21 protein-coding genes are annotated in these 24,434 nt (G+C 45.9%); 17 read left to right on the top strand and 4 right to left on the bottom strand.

All coding sequences use genetic code 11. From position 1 onward, the window contains the following. Position 1 precedes the first annotated feature (1 nt). Complete coding sequence (gene tagH, locus ACKTRM_RS16735) at positions 2 to 1,546, top strand: teichoic acids export ABC transporter ATP-binding subunit TagH (RefSeq protein ID WP_012118584.1); 1,545 nt, start codon at positions 2 to 4, stop codon at positions 1,544 to 1,546. Positions 1,547 to 1,585: 39 nt separating this feature from the next. On the opposite strand, the gene galU is transcribed toward tagH, so the two are convergent. Next, positions 1,586 to 2,470, bottom strand: coding sequence for a UTP--glucose-1-phosphate uridylyltransferase GalU (gene galU, locus ACKTRM_RS16730; protein WP_003151367.1), 885 nt, complete (start codon positions 2,468 to 2,470; stop codon positions 1,586 to 1,588). Between the two features lie 228 nt (positions 2,471 to 2,698). Here galU and wecB point away from each other — a divergent pair, with 228 nt between their 5' ends. Continuing rightward, complete coding sequence (gene wecB, locus ACKTRM_RS16725) at positions 2,699 to 3,838, top strand: non-hydrolyzing UDP-N-acetylglucosamine 2-epimerase (RefSeq protein ID WP_012118583.1); 1,140 nt, start codon at positions 2,699 to 2,701, stop codon at positions 3,836 to 3,838. 31 nt (positions 3,839 to 3,869) lie between these two features. On the opposite strand, the gene tagU is transcribed toward wecB, so the two are convergent. Beyond that, the gene (tagU, locus tag ACKTRM_RS16720; RefSeq protein WP_003151369.1) at positions 3,870 to 4,787 is read right to left on the bottom strand and encodes a polyisoprenyl-teichoic acid--peptidoglycan teichoic acid transferase TagU; all 918 of its coding nucleotides are present in this window, start codon (positions 4,785 to 4,787) and stop codon (positions 3,870 to 3,872) included. A gap of 180 nt (positions 4,788 to 4,967) precedes the next feature. Here tagU and ACKTRM_RS16715 point away from each other — a divergent pair, with 180 nt between their 5' ends. From ACKTRM_RS16715 to ACKTRM_RS16660, 12 genes are all read left to right on the top strand, one after another. Next, positions 4,968 to 5,285, top strand: a complete 318-nt coding sequence (locus ACKTRM_RS16715; protein WP_007407496.1) for a hypothetical protein — start codon at positions 4,968 to 4,970, stop codon at positions 5,283 to 5,285. Between the two features lie 32 nt (positions 5,286 to 5,317). Further along, positions 5,318 to 7,438, top strand: coding sequence for a SpoIID/LytB domain-containing protein (locus ACKTRM_RS16710; RefSeq protein ID WP_007614131.1), 2,121 nt, complete (start codon positions 5,318 to 5,320; stop codon positions 7,436 to 7,438). Positions 7,439 to 7,459: 21 nt separating this feature from the next. Then, the gene (locus ACKTRM_RS16705) at positions 7,460 to 8,950 is read left to right on the top strand and encodes an N-acetylmuramoyl-L-alanine amidase (protein WP_012118582.1); all 1,491 of its coding nucleotides are present in this window, start codon (positions 7,460 to 7,462) and stop codon (positions 8,948 to 8,950) included. A gap of 216 nt (positions 8,951 to 9,166) precedes the next feature. Continuing rightward, a complete protein-coding gene (locus tag ACKTRM_RS16700) occupies positions 9,167 to 9,826 on the top strand; it encodes an exopolysaccharide biosynthesis polyprenyl glycosylphosphotransferase (RefSeq protein ID WP_003151373.1) in 660 nt (219 codons plus the stop codon). Positions 9,827 to 9,862: 36 nt separating this feature from the next. Then, complete coding sequence (gene tuaB, locus ACKTRM_RS16695) at positions 9,863 to 11,311, top strand: teichuronic acid biosynthesis protein TuaB (protein WP_012118581.1); 1,449 nt, start codon at positions 9,863 to 9,865, stop codon at positions 11,309 to 11,311. Then, positions 11,308 to 12,504: a teichuronic acid biosynthesis protein TuaC gene (gene tuaC, locus ACKTRM_RS16690; protein WP_012118580.1), complete on the top strand. Its 1,197-nt coding sequence runs from the start codon at positions 11,308 to 11,310 to the stop codon at positions 12,502 to 12,504. The genes tuaB and tuaC overlap by 4 nt, the downstream gene beginning before the upstream one ends. A 4-nt stretch (positions 12,505 to 12,508) precedes the next feature. After that, entirely contained in the window at positions 12,509 to 13,849 is a 1,341-nt protein-coding gene (gene tuaD / locus ACKTRM_RS16685; protein WP_012118579.1) for a UDP-glucose 6-dehydrogenase TuaD, read from the top strand. A gap of 66 nt (positions 13,850 to 13,915) precedes the next feature. Then, positions 13,916 to 15,403 (top strand): teichuronic acid biosynthesis protein TuaE, encoded by a 1,488-nt coding sequence (gene tuaE / locus ACKTRM_RS16680; protein ID WP_012118578.1) that lies wholly within the window; start codon positions 13,916 to 13,918, stop codon positions 15,401 to 15,403. Beyond that, positions 15,400 to 16,080 (top strand): teichuronic acid biosynthesis protein TuaF, encoded by a 681-nt coding sequence (tuaF, locus tag ACKTRM_RS16675; RefSeq protein ID WP_012118577.1) that lies wholly within the window; start codon positions 15,400 to 15,402, stop codon positions 16,078 to 16,080. The genes tuaE and tuaF overlap by 4 nt, the downstream gene beginning before the upstream one ends. Positions 16,081 to 16,103: 23 nt before the next feature. Beyond that, positions 16,104 to 16,862, top strand: coding sequence for a teichuronic acid biosynthesis protein TuaG (gene tuaG, locus ACKTRM_RS16670; protein ID WP_012118576.1), 759 nt, complete (start codon positions 16,104 to 16,106; stop codon positions 16,860 to 16,862). Between the two features lie 19 nt (positions 16,863 to 16,881). Continuing rightward, positions 16,882 to 18,078 carry a teichuronic acid biosynthesis protein TuaH gene (tuaH, locus tag ACKTRM_RS16665; protein ID WP_012118575.1) on the top strand — a complete coding sequence of 399 codons (1,197 nt, stop codon included), beginning with the start codon at positions 16,882 to 16,884 and terminating at the stop codon, positions 18,076 to 18,078. Between the two features lie 132 nt (positions 18,079 to 18,210). Continuing rightward, complete coding sequence (locus ACKTRM_RS16660) at positions 18,211 to 19,287, top strand: glycosyltransferase family 4 protein (RefSeq protein ID WP_003151382.1); 1,077 nt, start codon at positions 18,211 to 18,213, stop codon at positions 19,285 to 19,287. Between the two features lie 98 nt (positions 19,288 to 19,385). Here the strand turns inward: ACKTRM_RS16660 and ACKTRM_RS16655 are convergent, their stop codons facing one another. Together ACKTRM_RS16655 and ACKTRM_RS16650 are read right to left on the bottom strand one after the other, a co-directional pair. Then, positions 19,386 to 20,606: an LCP family protein gene (locus ACKTRM_RS16655; RefSeq protein ID WP_012118574.1), complete on the bottom strand. Its 1,221-nt coding sequence runs from the start codon at positions 20,604 to 20,606 to the stop codon at positions 19,386 to 19,388. A 4-nt stretch (positions 20,607 to 20,610) separates the two neighbouring features. After that, entirely contained in the window at positions 20,611 to 21,258 is a 648-nt protein-coding gene (locus tag ACKTRM_RS16650; protein ID WP_007614107.1) for a YigZ family protein, read from the bottom strand. Between the two features lie 222 nt (positions 21,259 to 21,480). Here ACKTRM_RS16650 and degS point away from each other — a divergent pair, with 222 nt between their 5' ends. From degS to ACKTRM_RS16635, 3 genes are all read left to right on the top strand, one after another. After that, positions 21,481 to 22,644: a two-component sensor histidine kinase DegS gene (gene degS, locus ACKTRM_RS16645; protein WP_007407484.1), complete on the top strand. Its 1,164-nt coding sequence runs from the start codon at positions 21,481 to 21,483 to the stop codon at positions 22,642 to 22,644. A gap of 76 nt (positions 22,645 to 22,720) precedes the next feature. Continuing rightward, entirely contained in the window at positions 22,721 to 23,410 is a 690-nt protein-coding gene (gene degU / locus ACKTRM_RS16640; RefSeq protein WP_003219701.1) for a two-component system response regulator DegU, read from the top strand. Positions 23,411 to 23,507: 97 nt separating this feature from the next. Then, a complete protein-coding gene (locus ACKTRM_RS16635) occupies positions 23,508 to 24,356 on the top strand; it encodes a DegV family protein (RefSeq protein WP_003151387.1) in 849 nt (282 codons plus the stop codon). Positions 24,357 to 24,434 lie beyond the last annotated feature (78 nt).

Raw genomic sequence — 24,434 nt, 5'->3', positions numbered from 1 at the left:
GATGAAACTAAAAGTTTCGTTCAGAAATGTTTCAAAACAGTATTTTCTATATAAAAAACAGTCTGACAAAATTAAAGGACTGTTTTTCCCAAACAGAAATCAAAAAGGTTTTTTCGCTGTCCGAAATGTTTCTTTTGACGTCTATGAAGGGGAAACGATCGGATTCGTAGGGATCAACGGCTCGGGAAAATCAACGATGTCCAATTTGCTTGCAAAGATCATTCCGCCGACAAGCGGGGAGATTGATATGAACGGGCAGCCGTCTTTAATCGCGATTTCTGCCGGATTAAACAATCAATTAAGCGGTAAAGACAACATTCGTTTAAAATGCTTGATGATGGGTCTCAACAATCGGCAGATAGACGAGCTTTATGAAAAAATCGTTGAATTCGCGGATATCGGCGACTTTATAGATCAGCCTGTTAAAAGCTATTCAAGCGGGATGAAATCCCGTCTCGGTTTTGCCATATCGGCGCATATGGACCCTGATATCCTTATTATTGATGAGGCGCTCTCAGTAGGGGACCAGACTTTCTATCAGAAATGTGTGGACCGCATTACGGAGTTTAAAGAACGCGGCAAAACGATCTTTTTCGTCAGTCATTCCATCGGACAGATTGAGAAAATGTGTGATCGGGTGGCTTGGATGCATTACGGCGAAATGCGCATGTTCGACGAAACGAAAGCCGTTGTGAAAGAATATAAAGCTTTTGTGGATTGGTTCAACAAGCTTTCAAAGAAAGAAAAGAAGAAATATCAAAACGAGCAGATTGAAGGCAGAACGCGGGCAGCCGAGGAACAGAAAATCAGTCAGGCGCAGCAAAAGAAAGCGAAGCCCAAATTCATTGCCAATACGATTCAGATTACGCTGCTTGCATTGCTGGCTGTCGGCGCAGGCGCTTCGATGTTTTCAGACAAGCCTCTGCGTGCGATTACATCTTTCGGTGACGTCAAACAGAGCGATGCCGGCCTTTATGAGTCTGTGAATAAACCTGCTTTGGTAAAAGCTGAAAAGGCGGACCTTTATACTGAAAAAGATATAAAAGGAAAAGCCTCCGCAAGTGTAAGTTTCGGCACGAAGGTGCAGGTAGAAGCCGAAAATAACCAGGCGGCCAAAGTGAAATTAAACGATAAAGAGTACTTTATGAAAAAGACTGATCTGTATAAAGTGAACGCTTTAAAAAAGACGGATGTTCAGCTTAATGATTTCAGCGGCAGTTTATCAAGCCAAACAGCAGAAGAGTTTCTCTCATATCTCAATAAAAGCCGGGACGATGTGCAGAGTAAACTGAAAAATCCAGCTGCCGGACAAACGGCTGACGGACGGAACGTATTAAAAACATCCGATGCAAAAACGGATGTAGTGATTGACAAGGATACAGTCTCCGAAGTGGTTTTTCATTTATCGCGTCCCGCAGACATCTCAGCTTTAAGTGAAAAAGGCGGCAGCAAAATCAATCAGAATTTGCTCATGCTTAAAAACCAGGAATATACTTTTTCTGTGAACAATGCTGATCAAACACTGACCGTAACGTCTAAAAAGTAAAGATCACATAAAAAAAGCTGCCGGATTCGGCAGCTTTTTCTATTCGTCAGCTTCTTCTTTTTCAAGAAGATCCTTCATGAACGGAATTAATTTATGGCGGATATCCTGATCCTGTAAGGCAAATTCAAGCGTCGTCTCGATAAATCCGAGTTTTTCACCGACATCGTAACGTTTTCCTTCGAAATCATAAGCGAAGACACGCTGAATGTCATTGAGCTTTTGGATGGCGTCCGTTAATTGAATTTCTCCTCCTGCACCGACTTCCTGCTGTTCCAGGTACATGAAAATTTCAGGAGTGAAAACGTATCTTCCTAAAATAGCCAAGTTGGAAGGAGCTGTGCCCGGTTCAGGCTTCTCTACAAAATTTTTGACCTGGTAACGGCGGCCTTCATTTGTTAACGGATCGATAATTCCGTAGCGGTGTGTGTCGCTTTCAGGAACTTGCTGAACACCGATGATTGAAGACAATGTTTTTTCGTATTCATCCATCAGCTGACGAAGTCCCGGTTTTTCAGCCTGGACAATATCATCGCCGAGAAGAACGGCGAAAGGTTCATCGCCGATGAAGTTGCGTGCGCACCAAACGGCATGACCGAGTCCTTTTGGCTCTTTTTGGCGAATATAGTGGATATCCGCAATATTTGACGATTTTTTCACTTTTTGAAGCAGTTCGATTTTCCCTTTTTCTTCTAAATTACGTTCCAGTTCAGGGGCATTGTCGAAATGGTCTTCTATTGCTCTTTTTCCTTTTCCGGTTACGATAATAATATCTTCGATGCCGGATTCGACAGCTTCTTCGATAATATACTGAATTGTCGGCTTATCAACGATTGGAAGCATTTCTTTAGGCATTGCTTTTGTGGCCGGCAAAAAACGAGTGCCTAAACCTGCTGCCGGAATAATGGCTTTGCGTACTTTCTTCACTGAATAACACCATCCTTGTTTCTGCAAAATCTTTTTTTCAGAACTATAACCTAGTCTTTTTCCACTTTACCACAATTGATTAAAATTCACACCTTTTAATCCGCTTTCAAAGAGTCTTGGAACGGTTTTTGCTTTGTTTGCCATTAAGCTTTACAATATCTAAGAAACGGCATAAATGTGTTAACATGAAGGGATATCCGACATATAAAACGAGGTGCAGACAAACCGTTGAAAAAACTAAAAGTAATGACCGTATTCGGTACAAGACCTGAAGCAATTAAAATGGCTCCGCTCGTATTAGAGCTTGAAAAATATCAGGAAATTGATTCGCTGGTGACTGTAACCGCACAGCACAGACAGATGCTGGATCAAGTGCTTGAAGCATTCAGCATTACGCCTGATTTTGATTTGAATATTATGAAAGAGCGTCAAACGCTTTCAGAAATTACATCTCATGCTTTGCTGAAATTGGACAAGCTGTTCCAAGAAGTAAAACCAGATATCGTTTTGGTCCACGGGGATACGACGACAACGTTCGCCGGAAGCCTTGCCGCCTTTTACCATCAAATCGCTATCGGCCATGTGGAAGCCGGTCTGCGTACGCATAATAAATACTCTCCTTTCCCCGAGGAAATCAATCGGCAGATGACGGGCGTGATGGCTGATGTGAATTTTGCGCCGACAAGCCAGGCCGAGCAGAATCTGCTTTCTGAAAATAAAAAGCCGGATTCTATATTTGTCACGGGAAATACGGCGATAGACGCGCTTCAAACGACAGTGCGGGAAGATTATTTTCATCCGATTTTTGACAAGCTGGAAGGAAGCAGGATGATTCTTTTAACAGCGCACAGACGTGAAAATTTAGGCAGGCCGATGGAACAGATGTTTAAGGCCGTCAGAAGAGTCGTTGAAGAGTTTGAGGACGTACAAGTCGTTTATCCCGTTCATTTGAATCCCGCAGTTCGTGAGGCCGCAGAAGCCCATTTTGCTGATTCGGACAGGGTGCACTTAATAGAACCTCTGGAGGTCGTGGATTTCCATAACTTCGCTGCGAAAGCAAACTTCATTTTGACCGACTCAGGCGGGGTTCAGGAGGAAGCGCCTTCTCTCGGAAAGCCGGTCTTGGTGCTTAGGGACACAACCGAGCGCCCCGAAGGAGTGAAAGCCGGGACATTAAAGCTGGCGGGTACAGATGAAGAAACGGTGTATCAGCTGACAAAACAGCTCTTAACCGATCAGGCTGAATATGAACGGATGTCAAAGGCGTCAAACCCTTATGGTGACGGATCGGCTTCAAAACGGATTGTGGAAGAACTGCTTTATCGGTACGGCTATAGAAAAACCCGTCCGCAGCCTTTTACAGAATAAAAAACTCTGCATCATATGCAGAGTTTTTTTATTATTTCAGGCTTTCTTTTAATTCTTTTTTGACTGAAGCGAGGCTTGCTTCATCTAATTTGTAATAATAGATATTGTTGATTCTCGTTCCCGTTCCCTTCAGTTCATGCTGAGTGACTTTGCTGCGGGCGTTTTTATAGTCAGTCATAACCGTCCACATATCATCGAATGACATGTTTGTTTTCATATTGTTTTCAATGACCTTAAACATATCTCCGAATTTCGTGACAGACGAGATGTTTGCCCCTTTAGAAATAATCCCTTCAATCACTTGGCGCTGGCGCTGCTGCCTGCCGAAATCCCCCCGGGGATCTTCTTTTCTCATACGCGTGTAGGCAAGTGCTTCTTCGCCGTTCAGGCTGATGTTCCCCGTTCCGAAAGAGTGCCCGTCGTAGTTGAAGGCAAACGTGCTGTTCACCGTAATCCCGCCGAGTGTATCCACGGTATCTTTGAAGCTCTCCATGTTTACTTTCACAAAATAATCTACCGGCACGTCAAGCAGGTCCTCGACGGTATCCGCGGCCATCTGCGTTCCGCCGAAAGCATAGGAGTGGTTGATTTTATCCATCGTACCTTTGCCGGAGATTTTCGTATACGTATCACGCGGAATGCTGACCATTTCTGTTGTATTCGTTTTAGGATTGACGGTCATATAAATCATCGTATCCGCGCGCCCCTTGTCATTTTTCCGCTCATCGACGCCCATGATTAAAACAGAAATCGGATCCTTCTTTCCGAGATCTATATCCGTGTCACGTTTGTCCGATTTTTTCAAGTCTTCCTGAATGCTTGCCACCGTTGAAGCCGCTTTGTGCCACAAGTAGTAGACGTAGCCTCCTGATGATAAAACTAACAGCCCGATGATTGTTACGATTGTCAGAAGAACTTTTTTCTTCTTTCTTTTTCGTTCAGCTCTCATTTGTCATCACCTTTTCTATTAACTTTCCTGATACAATTTACTAATCTTTATAAACCCAGTCATATTTTTACTTATAACCATGTAATAGACGAAATTCTTAAAAAAAGGTTACAAAAAGACCTTAAAATTACCTTAAAAAAAAGTTAGTATAAGACGATACATAAAGATGAGGTGAAAAAAATGAAAAAAACTATTGCAGCTTCGTTCTTAATACTGCTTTTTTCTGTTGTATTGGCAGCGTGCGGAACGGCGGATCAATCAAAGAAGGGAAGCGGTTCTTCGGAGAACCAGGCTCAAAAAGAAACGGCATATTATGTCGGTATGGCGGATACGCACACAATTGAAGTAAAAGTGGATGATCAGCCCGTCAGCTTTGAATTTTCTGATGACTTCTCTGATGTTCTGAATAAATTCAGCGAAAATGACAAAGTCAGCATTACGTATTTCACAAATGATAAAGGCCAAAAAGAGATCAAGGAAATCGAGAAAGCAAAATAATACACCATGATCAGCAAAAGGCGGGATAAAAATTGAAGAAAACAATATGGGCTGTCTGTTTTTCTGTGATATTCAGCCTGGCTTTATTACCGGAAAGCACTTTTGCGTCCAGTTCTGATATCTCAGTAAAACTGACGAATTATATTGGTAATAAATCGACTCTGAATATCGAACCATCAGGAACTTATAAACTGACGGGAAGCGATGTCTCCTCCGTTGCCAGATTGGGAGGCGCGTCCAAATATGATACGGCTAACGCCGCGACATCTAAGTATTGGAAAAACCCGTCCAACGTAGTCGTCGTTAATACGGATGCATATTTTGCAGACACGCTTTCCGTCATTCCTTTAGCGAATAAACTGAAAGCGCCTGTTCTGCTGACTGAAGCGAAAAAGCTGAGCAGCAGCACAGAAGCGCAAATCAAGAAATTCAGTCCGGATAATATTTTAATCATCGGCGGGACGAACAGTATTTCGTCAGCCGCGGAAAAGACATTGAAGAAATACGGCCGTACGAAACGGATCAGCGGAAAAAACAGATATGATCTGTCCAAAAATATTGCGGCCGAAATGGGCAGCTATGACCAGGCGGTCGTAGTAACGGGGGATGTATATACGGATGCGCTGGCAATCGCGCCTTATGCTGCGCAAAACGGCTATCCGATTCTCCTGACGAAAAAAGACTCCCTTCCGAGCTACAATCTGCCTAAAAAAGTGATCATCATGGGAGGCACTTCAAGCGTCAGCAAAGATGTGGAGAATCAAATTAAAAAGAAGGCCTCGGTCACCAAAAGAATTACCGGATCAAACAGATATCAAATATCAGCAAACGCAGTCACTTCGCTCGGCATGGATGCAAGCAAAACGGTGGCTGCCAACGGGACTAAATTAGCGGACATCGTTGTCGGATCAAATATTGCCGCCGCAAATCACATGCCGCTTGTATACATCAAAAAAAGCGAAACACCCGCCGACGAGGCCAGCCTTTTTAAAACGAAAGGCACCTATTCTTATACATTAATAGGTAGCGCGAATTCAATTGCCGATTCAGTTAAGGCTGCTTACGCAAAAGAGTTTTATCTCGTAAACGGAAAGACGTACCGTATTGAAACGTCCGGCGGCAAATTAGGCGTTGCAGGCATTAACAGCGGAAAAACGTCTTTCAAGGCGGTTCCTGAAAAATATTCAACAGCAAACACAATCAGCATTGACGGGAAGCCATATCTGGGGAATATGAGTTTCACTGCGGAATCCGGCAAATATGTAAGACCTGTTAATGAAAACATTCCTTTTGAGGATTATCTGAAAGGTGTCCTGCCGAATGAAATGCCGGGAAGCTGGCCGACAGAAGCGCTGAAAGCCCAGGCTGTTGCCGCCCGCACCTACTCTATCGGCAAGATGGGACAAACAGTCGCGGATACAACGGCCTTTCAGGTTTACGGGGGATACAGCTGGTATCCAAACGCCACCGCAGCCGTTAACGGAACAAAAGGGAAAGTGCTCACTTATTCCGGCAGATTGATAGATGCCACTTACTCATCAAGCAATGGCGGTTACATGGAAGCCGGCGATGAAGTGTGGGGATCGAAAGTGCCGTATTTAGTAGCCAAAAAGGATACAAAAGATCCGGAAATCAGCTGGTCTTTAACATTGCAGAAGCAGCAGCTGCCAGCGGGTCTGGATATGAAAAATCCCGCATCCTGGTGGTCTAAAACAAACGAAGCAAATGCCGCGCAGCTCAACGGAATAAAAAATTGGCTGATGAAAAATAAAGAAACCAATGCAAGTTCCATAAAAATTGCAAGCATCTCTGATCTCTCGCTCACCGGAAAAACAAAAGGCCAGCGCGCGGAAGACGCCGCGGTGAAGGTCACGTACCATGTGAATGACAAGTCGAAAGGCTATGTCATGAACAAGACTGCATCTGTTGAGGTGAAAGCGTCTGAACTCAGGACGATGATCGGAGCTTCATCTTTTAAAAGCACATACGCCAGTGCGTCCGGTAATTCTTCGCAAATCACGATATCAGGAAAGGGATACGGTCACGGCGTAGGAATGAGTCAATACGGAGCAAAAGAAAGAGCGGAGGCCGGAGAGCCGTATACTTCTATTCTTGCGTTCTATTACCCTAATACAGCACTTACAAACTACTAAACTTCTGTGGAGGAGATCGGATTGAAATTCATCATAAAATGTCTCCCCGTCTTTATTCTCGGGGTCATTCTATTTGTCCCTTCCGCTTTGGCTGACAACACGGTTAAAAGGATCGGCGGAAGCACCCGGTATGATACGGCTGTACTGGCGGCAAAACAATCATGGGGTGAAGCGAAAACGGTAATTATCACCGGCGGAACTTCATATGCCGATGCAATTGCCGCTGCGCCGCTTTCATATCAAAAAAATGCGCCGCTGCTGTTTACAAATAAAGATCAGCTGTCTGCCGGCACAAAAAAGGGATTAATTGATTTAAAAACGAAAAATGTGATTATCGTAGGCGGCACACCTGCCGTTTCGAAAAATACTGAAAATCAAATTGCTAAATTAGGCATCAGTGTCAAACGATTATCAGGGAGCACGAGATATGCCACAGCCGCAAAAGTGGCGGGTGAAATGACAAGATCTTCTACAGCCCTTGTGGTCAACGGGTTTGTTGATGCAGATGGAATGGCTGCGATTTCTTATGCGTCCGCTAAAAAATATCCGATTTTATTCACTAATGATTCAACGTTAAATGGTTCTACGTCCAATGCGATCAAAAGCTTAGGGATTAAAAACACGATTGTCATTGGCGGGACAAGCAGCATCAGCAGCTCACTTTACAATAAACTGCCGAACCCTTCAAGAATCAGCGGCAAAAACCGCTATAACCTGTCTGTGAATCTTGCAAAAAAGACAGGCTTAAGCACAGGCTATACGTTTGTTACCAATGGTTTTAAAGAGGCGGATACCATCGTCGGAGGCGTGCTGAGCGCCAAACAGGGAAGAGTTCACCTGCTGACGAATGGAGACAGTCTGTCAAAAGACGTCCGGACGTATATCGGAAGTAAAAACATCACCAGCTTCACCGTCATAGGAAGTGCGTCATCTTTAAGCAACAATGCCGCGTCGCAGCTTAAAAATCCCGTTGTCGGCAAAACGGTCTTTATTGATCCGGGGCACGGCTATCAGGATTCAGGAGCAACCGGCAACGGCTTGCTTGAGAAAAATGTAAATCTTGATATCGCTACGCGTCTTAACAATCAATTATACGGCGCGGGCGCGCTTACTGTAATGTCGAGGAAGGGCGACACCTTTGACTCGCTTGAGGAGAGAGTGAACAAAGGGGCGAAGGCGAACGCCGATATTTTCATCAGCGTCCATGCGAACGCAAATGATAACAGCAGTGCAAACGGTACGGAGACGTATTATGATAAAACGTACCAATCCGCAAACAGTCTGAGGCTTGCCCAAAATATTCAGCCGAGAATGGTTTCTGCTCTCGGCACACGTGACCGCAGTGTGAAAACTGCCGGATTTTACGTCATTAAGTATTCTAAAATGCCGAGTGTCTTGTTAGAAACCGGTTTTGTCACAAGCCCGATTGATGCCAATATTTTAAAACAATCAACGAAAAAGGACAGACTCGCGGCGGGGATCACCCAAGGCGTTTCCTCCTATTTCCGATAATTTTTTCATGGAAACAGACCGGTTCATACCGGTCTGTTTTTTTATTTTTCATTATGCTTTGTCTCAAATATGGATATGAATAGATTTACAATAAAAAAACAATAATCGAAACATTCTAATAAACATTAACGCTTCCTTTACTTCCAATTAACATCCATCTGCTAAACTCACGGCATAGGTCATCAAACATCCCAACAAATCGTGAGGTGTGTGTCAGTGGGAGCAGAGAAAAGCATGAATGTAAATAATAACTATGCAGTGCGGCAGGGGACTTCCGCTGCCGTTACGGAAAGAACGGCCCGTTATTTGGCTTTTAAGCGATTCATGGACATTGTGTTTGCGCTTGCGGGGCTCTTGGCGGCACTCCCGGTGATGGGCCTGTTCTCCATACTGATTCGTTTGGAGTCGCCCGGCCCGGCTTTTTATAAGCAGGAGCGGGTAGGCAAAGACGGGAAGCCGTTTTATTTGTATAAGCTCCGCTCTATGAAAATAGATGCTGAAAAATCGGGGGCGGTCTGGGCGCTGAAAAAGGATCCCCGCGTGACAAAGGTCGGCGCTTTTATCAGAAGGACCCGTATTGATGAGCTGCCGCAGCTGGTAAATGTGCTTCGGGGAGAAATGAGCCTGATCGGCCCGCGTCCCGAGCGTCCCGTGTTTACGGAACAGTTTCAGGCCGAGATTCCGGGGTTTACGGAGCGGCTGGCCGTTAAGCCGGGATTAAGCGGCTGGGCGCAGGTCAACGGGGGATATGACATGACACCGAGGGAAAAACTGATGTTTGACTTATATTATATCCGCAACCTGACCTTTTCATTGGAACTGAAGATTATGCTCAAAACGTGCAAAGTGATCTGGACCGGTGACGGGGCGCGATAAAAATTCTGGTCAGCAGACAAAAAAGTAGGGAAAACGATGCCTAGTATTACAAATCAAATCTTGAGCGGCGCCAAATGGACAAGTATTTCGACAGCGTGTATTACGGTCATTCAAATCATCCAATTCGCCCTGCTCGGGCGGGTCATGTCACTGGCTGAATTCGGCCTTGTCGGCATGATCACAACGGTAGTGGTGTTTGCCCAAATTGCGCTTGATATGGGTTTTGGCGCCGCGCTCATTCAAAAAGATCATGTGACTGATAAACAGATGTCTTCCTTGTACTGGCTGAATATCATAACAGGGCTTGCGCTGTTTGCGCTGCTGTTTTTCAGCAGTCCGCTCATCGCCGATTTTTATCGGCGGGAGGAGCTTGTCTATTTAATCCGCGTGCTGGCCGTCATGTTTTTAATCGCGCCGATCGGTCAGCAATACCAGTATATGCTGCAAAAAGCGCTGGCATTTAACACGTTAAGCAAGATTGAAATCTTTTCAAATGTGCTGTCCTTCGTGTATTTGGCGGCCGCGGTTTTTTATACGGACCCGATTCTCGCCTATGTGATTTCCCAGGTGCTGCTGCAATCGTCAAAAGGCATTCTGTACTGGATGTCCTGCAGAAAAACATGGAGACCGGCGTTCGTTTTTGATCTGAAAGGAATGAAAGGCTTCTTTTCTTTCGGGGCCTTTCAGCTGTCTTCCCGGCTTGTGAACCGGCTCGGAGCGAATATTGATATGATTCTGATCGGCAGTTTTATCGGCGCTGAGGCGCTCGGCATTTACAATCTGGCCTACCAGATTGTCACGCTTCCGGTATTAAAAATTAATCCGATCATTACGAGAGTCGCGTTTCCCGTCTTTGCGAAAAACAAGCATGAAAACAGCGTTATCAGAGAAGGATTTCTCAATATGACCAAAATACTCGCGCTGATATCCTTTCCGCTTTTGCTCGGTTTGGTTTCAGTGTCGGATGCATTCGTGGCTTCGGTATTCGGAGAAAAATGGCTGGCGGCTGTCCCGGTTTTAAACGTTCTCGCCATCGTCGGGATATTAAGGGTTCTGATGAATCCGAACGGATCTGTGCTGCTCGCAAAAGGGCGGGCCGATCTGGCGTTTTATTGGGACGCCGGGGTGATGCTGCTGTATGGTGCATCTTTGTACGCCGCCGTGCTGTCCGGAAATCTCTTGACGGTAGCCTGGACGTACGCTTTCATCAGCATCCTGAATTTCCTGATCGGGCGCTGGCTGTTGGCATATGTCATTAAGCTGCGGCTGTCGGCTTACTTCAAAGCCGTGGCCAAACCGTTTCTGCTTACGGCGGCAATGGGTGTCATCGCCTTTACAGCCAGCTTCGGCACGGAGCGGATCAGCCTTGATGTCAAGCTGCGGCTGGCGATCTCCGTAGCCTGCGGCGCGTTGTGTTATTTATTCCTGTTAGGAAAAGCTTATCCGCATATGAAAAGTAAATTAAGAAAAGGACGTTTGCTATGAAGGTATTGTGGATGACAAGTGTCTATCCGAGCAGTGAGAAGCCGGGGGAAGGCGTTTTTCATGAGACGCAGGCCCAAGAACTGAGAAAGCTTGGCGCGGAGATGACCGTCATTTGTCCGCGGCCGAAACTCGCCGCGCCATTCCGGGTGCTGAAAAAGACGTATCGGCAAAAGGATATCAGGCCGGCGCATGAATGGCGGAAAGGCGTGTCCGTCCACCGGCCGTTTTATCAGGCGGTTCCCGGGCAGCTGAAATGGGCGCAGCCGCATAAAAGAATGGCGGAATCCATTCTTTCCGAAATTAAAAATCATGGCCTGAAGCCCGATCTGATTCACGCGCATTTCGCCATGCCGTCAGGCGGAGCGGCCGCCATTGTGTCAAAGGCTTTAGGCATTCCGTATGTGCTGACCTTGCATGGCAGTGATGTCAATGTCTATCCGCATTACAGCAAAAGCGCTCATCGCGCATTTACATTTGCGGTGCGGGAAGCAGCCGATATTTACGCTGTGAGCGGCAGTCTGCGGGAACAAATGAAAAAGCTTATCGAAGCGGAGTGCACCGTGCTTCCGATCGGCATCACGCTTGACGCCTTTCGAAAAAGGAACGAGACGAAAGAAGCCGTCAGAAAACGCCTCGGCCTTCCTCCGGATAAAAAACTGATCGTGTTCATAGGCAGGCTTGTCAAAGAGAAAGGCGTTTTCGACTTATCAAAAGCTGTTCAATCATTGGATGAAAGATATGAAGCTGTCTTTGTCGGTGACGGTCCCGCCGCATCTTCATTGCGTGAAGCCGCTCATATCGTCACGGGGCAAGTGCCGAACGACAAGGTACAGGACTATCTGCTGGCCTCGGATGTAATGGCGCTGCCGTCCTACAGCGAAGGCATGCCGACTGTGGTCATTGAGGCGCTCGCTCTGAAGGTGCCGGTGATCTGTACCGATGTCGGAGGATTGGCTTCTTTATTCGGGAAACACCGGGGGTTGCTGATCAAGCCGGGTTCACCTGAGACGCTGGCAGAATCGATTCTGCAATATGACGAAGGAGAGGCTTGGACGCCGCAAACAGCCGAGGAACTTTATCAAACCGTCCGCACGTATTTTGACGCAAGCCAAAACGCGAAAACGCTGAAAGAGAAATACCGATCCGTAATGAACCGGGCCGGGCAAGAGGAGAACCTTTCGAAAGAGGGATGAAGCTGTGAAAAAAATCGCTGTATTAGGAACAGGGTATGTAGGTCTTGTATCTGGAACTTGTTTTGCGGAAATCGGCCATCATGTGACTTGCTGTGACATCAATGAAGCGAAAATCAGAAGCTTGCAAAACGGAGTCATCCCGATATATGAACCGGGACTTGAGGAATTAGCCGAAAAAAATGTCAGTGCCGGGCGCTTATCCTTTACGGCCGGCATTGAGCCGGCTGTGAAAGCCGCTGATATCATCTATATCGCCGTCGGTACGCCGATGTCAAAGACGGGTGAAGCCGATCTGACCTACATTAAGGCAGCGGCGCAAACAATCGGAGAACAGCTGAACGGATACAAAATCATTGTCACCAAAAGCACTGTTCCGGTCGGGACGGGAAAGCTCGTTTACCAAATCGTCAGCGAAGCGTCAAAGGGAAAATATCCGTTTGATGTCGCGTCAAATCCTGAATTCCTCCGCGAAGGTTCGGCGGTGCGGGATACGATGCAGATGGAGCGGGCGGTCATCGGCGCCACAAGCGAACATGCCGCTTCGGTCATTGAAGAGCTTCATAAGCCGTTCCGTACGAAGATCGTAAAGACCAATCTTGAAAGCGCGGAAATGATTAAGTATGCCGCAAATGCTTTTTTAGCCGCCAAAATATCTTTTATTAACGATATCGCCAATATTTGCGAACGTGTCGGGGCGGACATTTCCCACGTGTCAGAAGGCGTCGGTCTTGACAGCCGGATCGGGAATAAATTTCTCCAGGCGGGCATCGGATTCGGCGGATCCTGCTTTCCGAAGGATACAACGGCTTTATTGCATATCGCAAACGCCGCCGGCTATCCGTTTCAAATGATGGAAGCCGTCATTGAAACCAATCAGAAGCAGCGGGTCCGTATTACGGAAAAATTGAACCGCGCCATCGGTCCCTTAAAAGGGAAAACCGTGGCCGTACTGGGGCTGGCCTTTAAACCGCACACAAATGACGTCCGCTCCGCCCCGGCTCTTGATATCATCGCAAGCCTTAAAGAGCAGGGCGCTCACGTGAAAGCGTATGATCCGATCGCGATTCCCGAAGCGTCAGCGATATTAGGAGACGGCGGCATTGAATATCACACAGAACTGTACAGTGCCATCAAAAACGCGGACGCATGCCTGATTACAACAGATTGGCCGGAAGTCAAGGAGATGGATCTTCAGAGAGTGAAGCAGCTGCTCAAACAGCCGGTCATCATTGACGGCAGAAATATGTTTCCGCTGGAATATATGAGGGTTTCAGGATTCACTTATCATTCCGTCGGACGTCCGGCGGTTCATGCCGATCGGCAAATAAAAGAACTGGCAAGATAGAAAAAGATTTGTCTTCAGGCTCTCGGCAGCCCGGCTCGGCTGCTGTTTTGGAAAGGGGTTTGCCATGTGAGTATCAAACGTTCAACGGCACATGTTCTTGTGCTGCTTGCCGCTCTCATTACAGGAGGATTCATCATGCTGGAGGCGGTCAGGACGGATGCCGGATTCGGAAAAATCACCGTGCTGCTGCTTGCCGCCATGATCGGTATTGCCGGACTTGCTTTGCTATCCGCCTTTACAACAAACGGTCAGATGTTTATGGGGCTCATTTATATCCTGATCGCGTGTACATTTTTAAACCAGGCCTTCTTTGCGGTCCATCTCGGATTTTTCAGCTTATTTATATACCGGCTGTTATTAATCGGAGCAGGCGCCCTTCACGTCGCCGGCATCCTGACAAACCGCCATCATATTGACAGATGGAATCGGGTGAATGTAAAAGGGGTTCTGATGTTTTTCGCCTTATGGTTTACATACGGTCTCCTATCGTTATTGTGGGCAAAATCCGTGACGTACGGGATTAAATATTTAGCTTTAATGGGAATGGGCATGTTTCTGATTTATCTTATTGTCATGTTCATTCAGCGCTTTGATCAGCTGATGGTTTTTTACGGCATATGGCTTGTGATGACCATTTTTGTGATGGCGATCGGCTTTTACAACCATTTTACACACCACCATCTGCCGAGCTCCACGCTTTATAGCGGCCCGCAGTACAAACAGCATTATCCGACGTCCGTTTTCTTTAATCAAAATGATTTCGCAACGTTTTTGTGCATCAGTTTCTTTCTGTATGCGGCGGCGGTGAAAAATATGAAAAACGGCTATGTGAAGGCCGTCAGCCTGCTCTTTGCGATCTGCGCTTTGTATTTAATCATTTTGACCGGTTCGCGCGCGAGTCTGCTGGGCATATGCGCGGGGGCGGCTGTATACGTCTTCATCCTGCTGCCTTCCCTGTTGAAAAAACTCGCGCTGTACGCAGCGGGAGCGGGTGCGGCGCTGTGTGCGGTTTTATTTGCGGGCCGTATCACCAACGCCGTCTTGAATCTGTTTTCAGCTCCGCAGGCGATGCCGGGACAGCAACCGCTTCCTTCCAACCTCGCGAGGGCGAATCTTTTAAAAAACGCCTTTCACTATGTGATTGATTCCTGGGGGTTCGGAGTGGGTGCCGGAAACGTCTCTTACTATTTAAAAGCGGAGCCCGTTTATGATACGGGCGGCGTAGTTGAGGTGCACAACTGGCTCGTCGAGATTATGGCGAACTTCGGCGTTCTTACGATGCTCGGTTACCTGACAGTCTATTTGTTCCTTTTTTGGACACTTTATAAATGTCATGAAAGAAAATCGGAAAATCAGTCAAGACTGATCACAGAAGGACTTATCACGGCGATGGCCGGTTTTTTGGTAAGCAGCATCAGCCCAAGCTCCGTATCAAATTTATTTTTCCACTGGGTATTTCTCTCGCTCGTGATCGCGGCGGTCAATATATTGAGGCGTTTACAAAAGGAGCCTGCCGTCACGGCGTACTATGAAAAACAGGGAGATGCGAGATGAAGGATATGTTGACAAGAATAACCCGGCGTATCAAAAAGAATATCATTTGGATCATTGCGCTGCCCGTTGTGTTAGGGGCGGCGGGATATGTATTGCCGTCAAAAATCAGCGGAACCAGCAGTTTTACATCAGAAGCCGCGATCGCCGCGGGAAATTATGATCATCCGCTTTATAACAATACAAAAGAAATCCCGCTCCTTTTGACCAGCGATGCCTTTTTAAAGCAGGCTCTGCCTGATAAAACAGACGAAGAAAGAGCGGCCGTGAAAAGTAAACTGACTGTCGAAACACAATCAGATTCATTGATCACGGTCAGCTACAGCGGCCAGAACAAACAGGAGACTGAATCGGTGTTTCAAGCCGTCATAAAAACTTTTCTGAAGAATGATCAGGACCTGTTTGAAAAACGGGCAAAAGTAGTGCGGCAGAGTATTGCTGCGCTTGAAGGAGAAACCGTCAGCGCGGACGCCAAAGTGGATAAGGAACGATTTTTATATGAATTGAATAATACGCAGCTGAACCTGAAAGCGGCCGGCATCATCAATTCAGAGCCGATGAATGAAACGGCGGGACAAGGCATGCCGCCGAAAAAGAAAGCGGTTCTGGGTGTTTTAATCGGCATTGCAGTTGCATTTATGTTCATTGTCATTCCTGAGTTTTTTAGAGAGTCCTTGTAAAAATCTGCGATGGAGATGTGACCATGACAAACTGGAAACCTTTCGTATCTGTCATTACACCGTCTTATAATGCAAGTGAATATATCGAAGACACGATTCAGTCCGTTTTACATCAAAGCCACCCGCATTGGGAAATGATTATCGCGGATGATTGTTCAACGGACGGAACGAGAGATATTTTACGGCAATATGAACAAAAGGATGAGCGGATCCGCGTCGTTTATTTAGAGAAAAACGGGGGAGCCGCGGCTGCCAGAAATACAGCCCTTAAACATGCCAAGGGCCGTTATGTCGCATTTCTGGACAGCGATGACAGATGGAAAAAGGAAAAGCTTCAAAAACAGCTTGCGTTTATGGCAGAGCGGTCCTGCGCTTTTTCATTTACGGGCTACAGCGTCATGGAGCAGGACGGAACGCCGACGGACAAAACGATTCAAGCCCCTGAAAGCCTGTCATATGATGAAGCTTTAAAAAACACGATTATCGGATGTTTAACGGTCATGATTGACAGAGAGCAGACGGGGCAGATTCAAATGCCTGATATCAGAACGCGGCAGGATTTAGCGACATGGCTTTCCCTGCTGAAAAGGGGATTTACGGCTTACGGCCTGAATGAGTGCCTTTCAGAATACAGGCTTGTGCAGAATTCGATTTCAAGCAACAAGTGGAAAGCCGCAAAAAAAACGTGGTTTGTTTATAGAGAAATTGAGCGCCTGCATTTTATCAAGGCTTCGTGGTGTTTTATGCAATATGCAAAAAACGCGGTCTTGAAAAGACTGTAGGCGTCAGAGGAGCTGGGTGATGAAGGTGGAACCGATTATTCACGTAATCGTCGGAGCGGCGGAATGGGGGCATGACCGGCTGAGATACAGACGGCACCGGCTGGCTGAATTTCTCGCCCGGCAAAAAGAAACGAAAAGCGTCATTTGGGTATGCCCGTCTCCGCGAGCCAATGATGGTCAGATGGCCGGGATCGCCGAGGGAATCCGGCAGTTCACTGTAAAGGATCTCATGCGGCAAAAAGCTTTCCGCTTCGGCAGGTATACAGACATGTGCTACAGGCATAAGCTTTCACCATTGGTGAACATGCTGAAGGAAGAAGGAGAAGGGGCCCGCTGCTGCTTATGGTACACCTTCCCCGGTTTTCCGCTTCTGGCAGATCTGTTTCCTTGGGATGAAGTGATTTATGATTGCAGTGATCTGTGGGCCGCTCCGATCAGCGGCCGATCCGGGGTGCTGTCAAACGTTAGAAGAAATATCATTAAACAGGCGGAATTGAGAATCATTCAGCGTGCCGATTCCATTACGTGTACATCTGACTGTCTGCACCAGGAGGTCGGAAAAAAGCTGGAGAATCCGCACCAGAAAGTGTTCACCATTGAAAACGGAGTGGAATATGACCTGTTTTCACGGGAAAATAAACAGCCGGATGAAGACATTTTACGGGGACGGAACGGAACGGTTCTCGGTTTTATCGGCGGAATCAAGCCGAAGCTCGATTTTGCGCTTATGGCGGAAACGGCAGATGTGAGGCCTGACTGGACGATTTTATTGGTAGGCCCGAACACGGCTCAGGACGATCCGGATTTCAAGTCGCTTCTGGAGCGTCCGAATGTCATCTGGACGGGACCTGCCGCGCCGAATGAAGTGCCGTCCTATATGCAGCTTGTCGACATCGGCATCATGCCGTATAAAAATTCACCTTATAATGACGCGGTATTTCCGCTTAAGCTTTTTGAATTTTTAGCCGCCGGCAAACCGGTTGTCGGCTGCAACCTTTCTTCTACGTCAAAAATCAAAAGGCCTTTCGTCTATGAATACGTTGAAGGCAGTGACCCCGCAGATTTCATTGCGGCCTGCGACGCGCTTCTGGCAGCGGACCGCAGCGGATCATACGAGGCTTTGCGCCGTGAATTGGCCCGGAGACGGGATTGGAATGTTTTATTCGGCCGAATGCTCGAATGCACGGGTATATTGAAAAATGCGCAATCCCATTAAAAGGGAAAGCGCATTTTTTGATTTGCGTGTTTCTTTTTGATGATGCTTGTTATAATAACTAGTAAGAATTATAATGGAAGGAACGGTTCAATATCAGAAAAGACTTCATATAATTCCAAAGGAGACTTCTTTATGCTTGACGAACGCATGTTTCGCATAGTTGTTGCGTTTTTTGTCTCTCTGCTAACGGTTTTAATCCTAACTCCTATCGTAAAAAAAATTGCGATCAAAATAGGTGCAGTTGACCAGCCCAGCAACCGAAAAGTACATGATAAAATAATGCCCCGTATGGGCGGCCTGGCCATCTTTATCGGCGTAGCGGCGGGTGTGCTCGCGGCCGGCATATATAATGAAACAAAAATGACCGCCATTACAGTGGGTGCGTTTATTATTGTTATTTTAGGAATCCTTGATGATAAATACCAATTAAGCGCAAAGGTAAAGTTTTTCGTCCAGCTGGCCGTGGCCATTATGATTGTGAGCACGGGACTGAAAATGGACTTTTTCTCCGTACCGTTTTTAACGGAACGTTTAGAATTGGGATGGGTCGCTTACCCGCTGACTGTGTTATGGATCGTCGGTATTACGAACGCGATGAACCTGATTGACGGTTTGGACGGACTCGCTGCTGGCCTGTCGGTCATCGGACTCTCCACTATCGCCGTTATGGCGTTGTCCGGAGGGAAAATCCTTATTCTGTCACTTTCACTTGTCGTGATAGGAAGCACACTCGGATTTTTATTTTATAATTTTCACCCGGCAAAGATATTTATGGGAGATACCGGATCGCTCTTTCTCGGATACGTCATCTCAGTACTCTCATTATTAGGTCTTTATAAAAGTGTTACTTTATTCAGTATCATCATTCCGATCATCATTTTGGGCGTGCCGATTTTTGATACGACATTCGCCGTCATCAGGCGGATTTTAAACAAACAGCCGATCTCAGCGCCTGATAAGTCACATATACACCACCGGCTGATGGCCTTCGGGCTGTCACACCGCACGGCTGTCATTATCATTTATTTAATCGGCTTTATTTTCAGCGTCAGTGCCATCCTGCTGAAAAGCGCGACCATATGGCTTTCGCTGTTTATTATTTTTGTATTGATTGTATTTATGCAAATCATAGCAGAGGTCACAGGGTTAGTAAATGAACAATTTAAACCATTTACCAAGTTTTACAAGAGATTGGTAAAGAAAAATTAAAAAGAGCAGATCATGCGAATGGTCTGCTTTTTTGTGGATTCTGCTATTCTCTTATTATATAAAAAAACCCGATCCTGCTCAAAGGATCGGGTTTACTCTTAATAGCCTGTTGTGCCGCCGGACTGTGTGCTGTCCGTACCGTTTGCACCGGCAGTACCGTTGGTTGAATCAGTGGTACCGCTTGTTCCTGCGCTGCCGGAAGTCGAATCAGCCGTACCGCCTGTTCCTGTGCTGTCAGAAGTCGAATCAGTCGTACTGTCCGTTCCGGTGCTGTCAGAAGCAGGATCGGACGCCGTGCTGCTTCCGGACGGGTAATCCAGGTGTTTCTGCAATTCCTGCCGTACTTTTTCGAGATTGGTCGGATCGGGCTGGAAATAATACGTTCCGCCCGTAGACGCGGTTCCGCCGCCGCCTAAATATAAATCTGATCCTGTTATGGTCAGTGTATCAATCTTTTTGCTGGTAAAGCCGTTGTAAATCTGCTGAAGGGCGAGTCCTTCAGTGATTCGGATATTCGTTTGTACATTATTGCTTGCTGTTTCAGCGATTTTATCGATTTTAGCAATGTTTCCAGCCTTAGACATTTGGTCGATCAGTGCATTTAGGATTTGCTTTTGGCGGTCATTACGGCCGAAGTCTCCGCGTTTATCCTGCTTTCTCATGCGTGCGTAAGCCAGAGCCTGCTCACCGTTCAAATGCATGTTTCCTTTCTTGAAGTAGATCCGTTTCTTTTTACTGACGTCACTCATCTCGTCGAAGTCAAAAGGCACTTTTACATTGACTCCGCCGACTTCATCAATAACATCCTTAAAGCCGTTAAAATCGACAGTGACATACTTATCAATCGGTATGCCTAATAAGTCTTCGACGGTTGAGACGGTTTCATCCGCCCCGCCTTTAGCAAAAGCCGCATTGATTTTTGATTTTTTACCGGTTGTATCGCCGGCAAGCGTCACCCGCGTATCACGCGGAATACTCAGCATTTTCATTGTTTTATTTCTCGGATCAAGGGTAACGACAATAAGAGAGTCTGATCGTCCGCCTTTTCCGCTTGTGGCATAATTTTCGATCCCCATAAACAAAATGGAGAACGGTTTTTTCTTCATATCGATGACTTTATCCCGAAGTTTTGATTTGTCTCCGCGGGAAAGGGCATCATATGCATTATCTGCCGCATTGATCGTTTTGTATACTTTGTATCCGCCAAACCCGGCAGCAACTAACAAAACGAGGGTAAGCAGCAGCAAAATCCGTTTGAATATGATCTTTCGTTTGCTTTTCTTTTTCTTTCGAACACGCACTCTTACACGTTCAGCCATTACATTAGTCTCCTTTAGGGCTGACGTCTGTTTCTAAATACGTCAGTTCTCCCTCTGTATTCTTACTCTTGCCGTTCGTCAGCTCTGTCATCCATTTTATAAACTCGTCTTTGTCTTTTTCTTCAACGTACGTTTCAAATTCGACATGATCCGCATAATGGATATCTTTCAGTAAAAAAACTGATTCTCTCAGTTCGTTCTCTATCTTGCCGAGCCACGTATAATCCGCTGATGTATGCATAATCCGCATCAGCTTCCGCTCCGTAACTCCTATATGATTTAAGCCTTCAGACACTGACTTCCCATATGCACGAATCAATCCGCCTGCACCGAGCTTTATTCCGCCGAAATACCGGGTAACCACCGCGCAGGTATCTTTCAGACCGCGTTTTTTCAGCACTTCCAGCATGGGGACGCCGGCTGTGCCGCTTGGTTCTCCGTCATCATTCGCCTTTTGTATATGGTCGGTTTCGCCGATCAGATAAGCTGAGCAGTTATGAGTCGCATTCCAGTGCTGTTTTTTTATCTTTTGTATAAATTCCTGCGCTTCCTCTTCAGAAGCAGCACGGCTCAGGTGACAGATAAAACGCGATTTTTCAATCACAATCTCATGTTCACCCGTTTCTTTAACTGTTAAATAGCTGTGCAGCATGATTGCTGGACCCTCCTGACAAGCATTAAAAGACTTGTTTCTACAAATTCGAACAGACTTTAGAATTTTTGCGCATATTTTGGTATCATGAAAGAGTAAGATACTATATAAAAATGTTTTTTTCTAGAATATACGCATTCTTTCATTATAATTCGACATAAATTGCAGTTCAATTACATTTATAATAAAAATACATAACAACACCGTTACGGAGGGAGACAGATGAATAAATCGAAGATGGACTCCAAAGTTTTGGATTCTATACTTATGAAAATGCTGAAAACCGTGGACGGGAGCAAGGACGAGGTTTTTCAAATCGGAGAGCAGTCGCGCCAGCAATATGAGCAGCTGGTCGAAGAACTTAAACAGATCAAACAGCAGGTCTACGAAGTCATTGAGCTGGGCGACAAACTTGAAGTTCATACGCGGCACGCACGAAACCGCTTGTCTGAAGTAAGCAGAAATTTCCATAAGTTCAGCGAAGAAGAAATTCGCAACGCCTATGAAAAGGCGCACAAACTTCAAGTGGAACTGACGATGATCCAACAGCGTGAAAAGCAGCTGCGGGAGCGCAGGGATGATTTAGAACGCCGGCTTTTGGGGCTTCAGGAAATCATTGAACGGTCAGAATCATTGGTCAGCCAAATAACCGTCGTTCTGAATTACCTGAATCAAGACCTTCGCCAAGTAGGGCTTCTTCTTGCCGATGCGCAGGCTAAACAAGATTTCGGTTTAAGAATCATTGAAGCCCAAGAGGAAGAAAGAAAAAGAGTTTCCAGAGAAATTCATGACGGTCCCGCGCAAATGCTGGCAAATGTCATGATGAGATCGGAATTAATTGAACGGATCTTCCGCGACCGCGGCACGGAGGACGGATTTCAGGAAATCAGAAATCTGCGGCAGAATGTGCGGAATGCCCTTTACGAAGTCAGAAGGATTATATATGATTTAAGACCGATGGCATTGGACGATCTCGGGCTGATTCCGACACTGAGAAAATATCTTTATACAACTGAAGAATACAACGGAAAGGTGAAAATACATTTTCAGTGTATCGGAGACACGGAGAACCAAAGGCTTGCCCCGCAATTTGAAGTGGCGCTTTTCCGTCTCGCTCAGGAAGCCGTCACAAATGCACTCAAGCATTCAGAATCAGAGGAAATTACAGTAAAAGTGGAAGTAACCGCTGATTTTGTCGTTCTCATCATTAAGGACAACGGAAAAGGCTTTGATATTAAGGATGCTAAACAAAAGAAAAACAAGTCATTCGGCTTGCTGGGAATGAAAGAAAGAGTAGATCTGCTTGAAGGAACGATAACGATAGACTCTAAAATAGGTCTTGGGACATTTATCATGATTAAGGTTCCGTTATCTCTCGGCCTATAATTTGTTAAATAGAGCCAAAAGACATATTGACCGAACAGCGGCGTATATAGAACAATAGGATAAGGAGGCGTAGCGTGTGACTAAAGTAAATATTGTTATTATCGACGACCATCAACTATTCCGTGAGGGTGTAAAAAGAATATTGGATTTTGAACCTACCTTTGAAGTGGTAGCAGAAGGTGACGATGGAGATGAGGCGGCTCGAATCGTCGAGCATTATCATCCCGATGTTGTCATAATGGACATCAATATGCCGAATGTAAATGGAGTAGAGGCTACTAAACAGCTTGTTGAGCTGTACCCTGAATCTAAGGTGATTATCCTCTCCATCCATGATGATGAAAACTATGTGACTCATGCTTTAAAAACAGGTGCAAGAGGCTATCTCCTGAAAGAGATGGACGCAGATACTTTAATCGAAGCAGTGAAAGTGGTAGCCGAGGGCGGTTCTTACCTTCACCCGAAAGTAACCCACAATCTTGTCAACGAATTCCGCCGTCTTGCGACAAGCGGAGTTTCTGCTCATCCTCAGCATGAGGTTTACCCGGAAATCCGGAGACCATTACATATATTAACGAGACGGGAATGTGAAGTGCTGCAAATGCTTGCAGACGGAAAAAGCAACCGCGGAATCGGTGAATCATTGTTTATCAGTGAGAAAACAGTGAAAAACCACGTGAGTAATATTTTGCAGAAAATGAACGTTAATGACCGGACACAAGCCGTTGTCGTGGCCATTAAAAACGGCTGGGTAGAGATGCGTTAGCCATGTGTGAGAAGACTTGCCTGTTATGGCAAGTCTTTTTTTACAGCTGCATATCTATTAAAATACTTATTAAGTACTTAATAAGGCAGGTAAAGTGATGAAGATTGCAGTTGTAACAGACAGTACAGCATATATTCCGAAAGAGATGAGAGAAGAACATCATATTCATATGATCCCTCTCCAAGTGGTTTTCGGTGAAAAAACATTCCGCGAAGAAACAGAACTCGACTGGAGAAGTTTTTATAAAGAAGTAAAAAATCATGATGAGCTGCCGACTACGTCTCAGCCTTCTTTCGGTGAATTAATCGCATTGTACGAAGAACTGGGCAAAACATATGATGCAGTCATAAGCATACATTTGTCCAGCGGAATCAGCGGAACATATAACAGCGCCGCCTCGGCAAACACTATGGTTGATCATATTAAAGTTTATCCCTTTGATTCAGAGATCAGCTGTTTGGCACAAGGTTTTTATGCATTAAAGGCAGCACAGCTCATTAAAGACGGTGTTGACTCACCGGAAGAGATTATAAAAGAGCTGGAAGAAATGAAAAAAACAGTCCGTGCGTATTTTATGGTGGACGATTTATCACACCTCCAGCGGGGCGGGCGTCTAAGCAGTGCTCAGGCTTTTATCGGCGGTCTGTTAAAGGTAAAGCCTATTCTTCATTTTGACAATAAGGTAATTGTTCCTTTTGAGAAGATTCGGACACGCAAAAAAGCGATTTCGAGAATTTTTGAGCTGTTTGGGGAGGATGCAAGTAAAGGAATCCCGATGCGGGCCGCTGTCATCCATGCAAACAGGGAAGAAGAAGCGGCGGATATTATACAGGAGTTAAGCGGTAAATATCCTCATGTCGAATTCTATAACAGCTATTTCGGTGCCGTGATCGGAACCCATTTGGGCGAAGGCGCCATCGGAATCGGCTGGTGCTTTAAAAACTAAGTGAAAATCTCCGTTTTCAAGGGCGGAGATTTTTTTATTTTTTAATTTTCGCAATTCGACAAGTGGGTTCCCGGCAGG

This window comes from Bacillus sp. D7-8 (genome assembly GCF_052055895.1).
In the GTDB taxonomy this organism is placed as follows: Bacteria; Bacillota; Bacilli; order Bacillales; family Bacillaceae; genus Bacillus; species Bacillus velezensis.
Note: the sequence above shows the minus strand (reverse complement) of the source record. Positions and strands in the feature narration are given on the sequence as shown.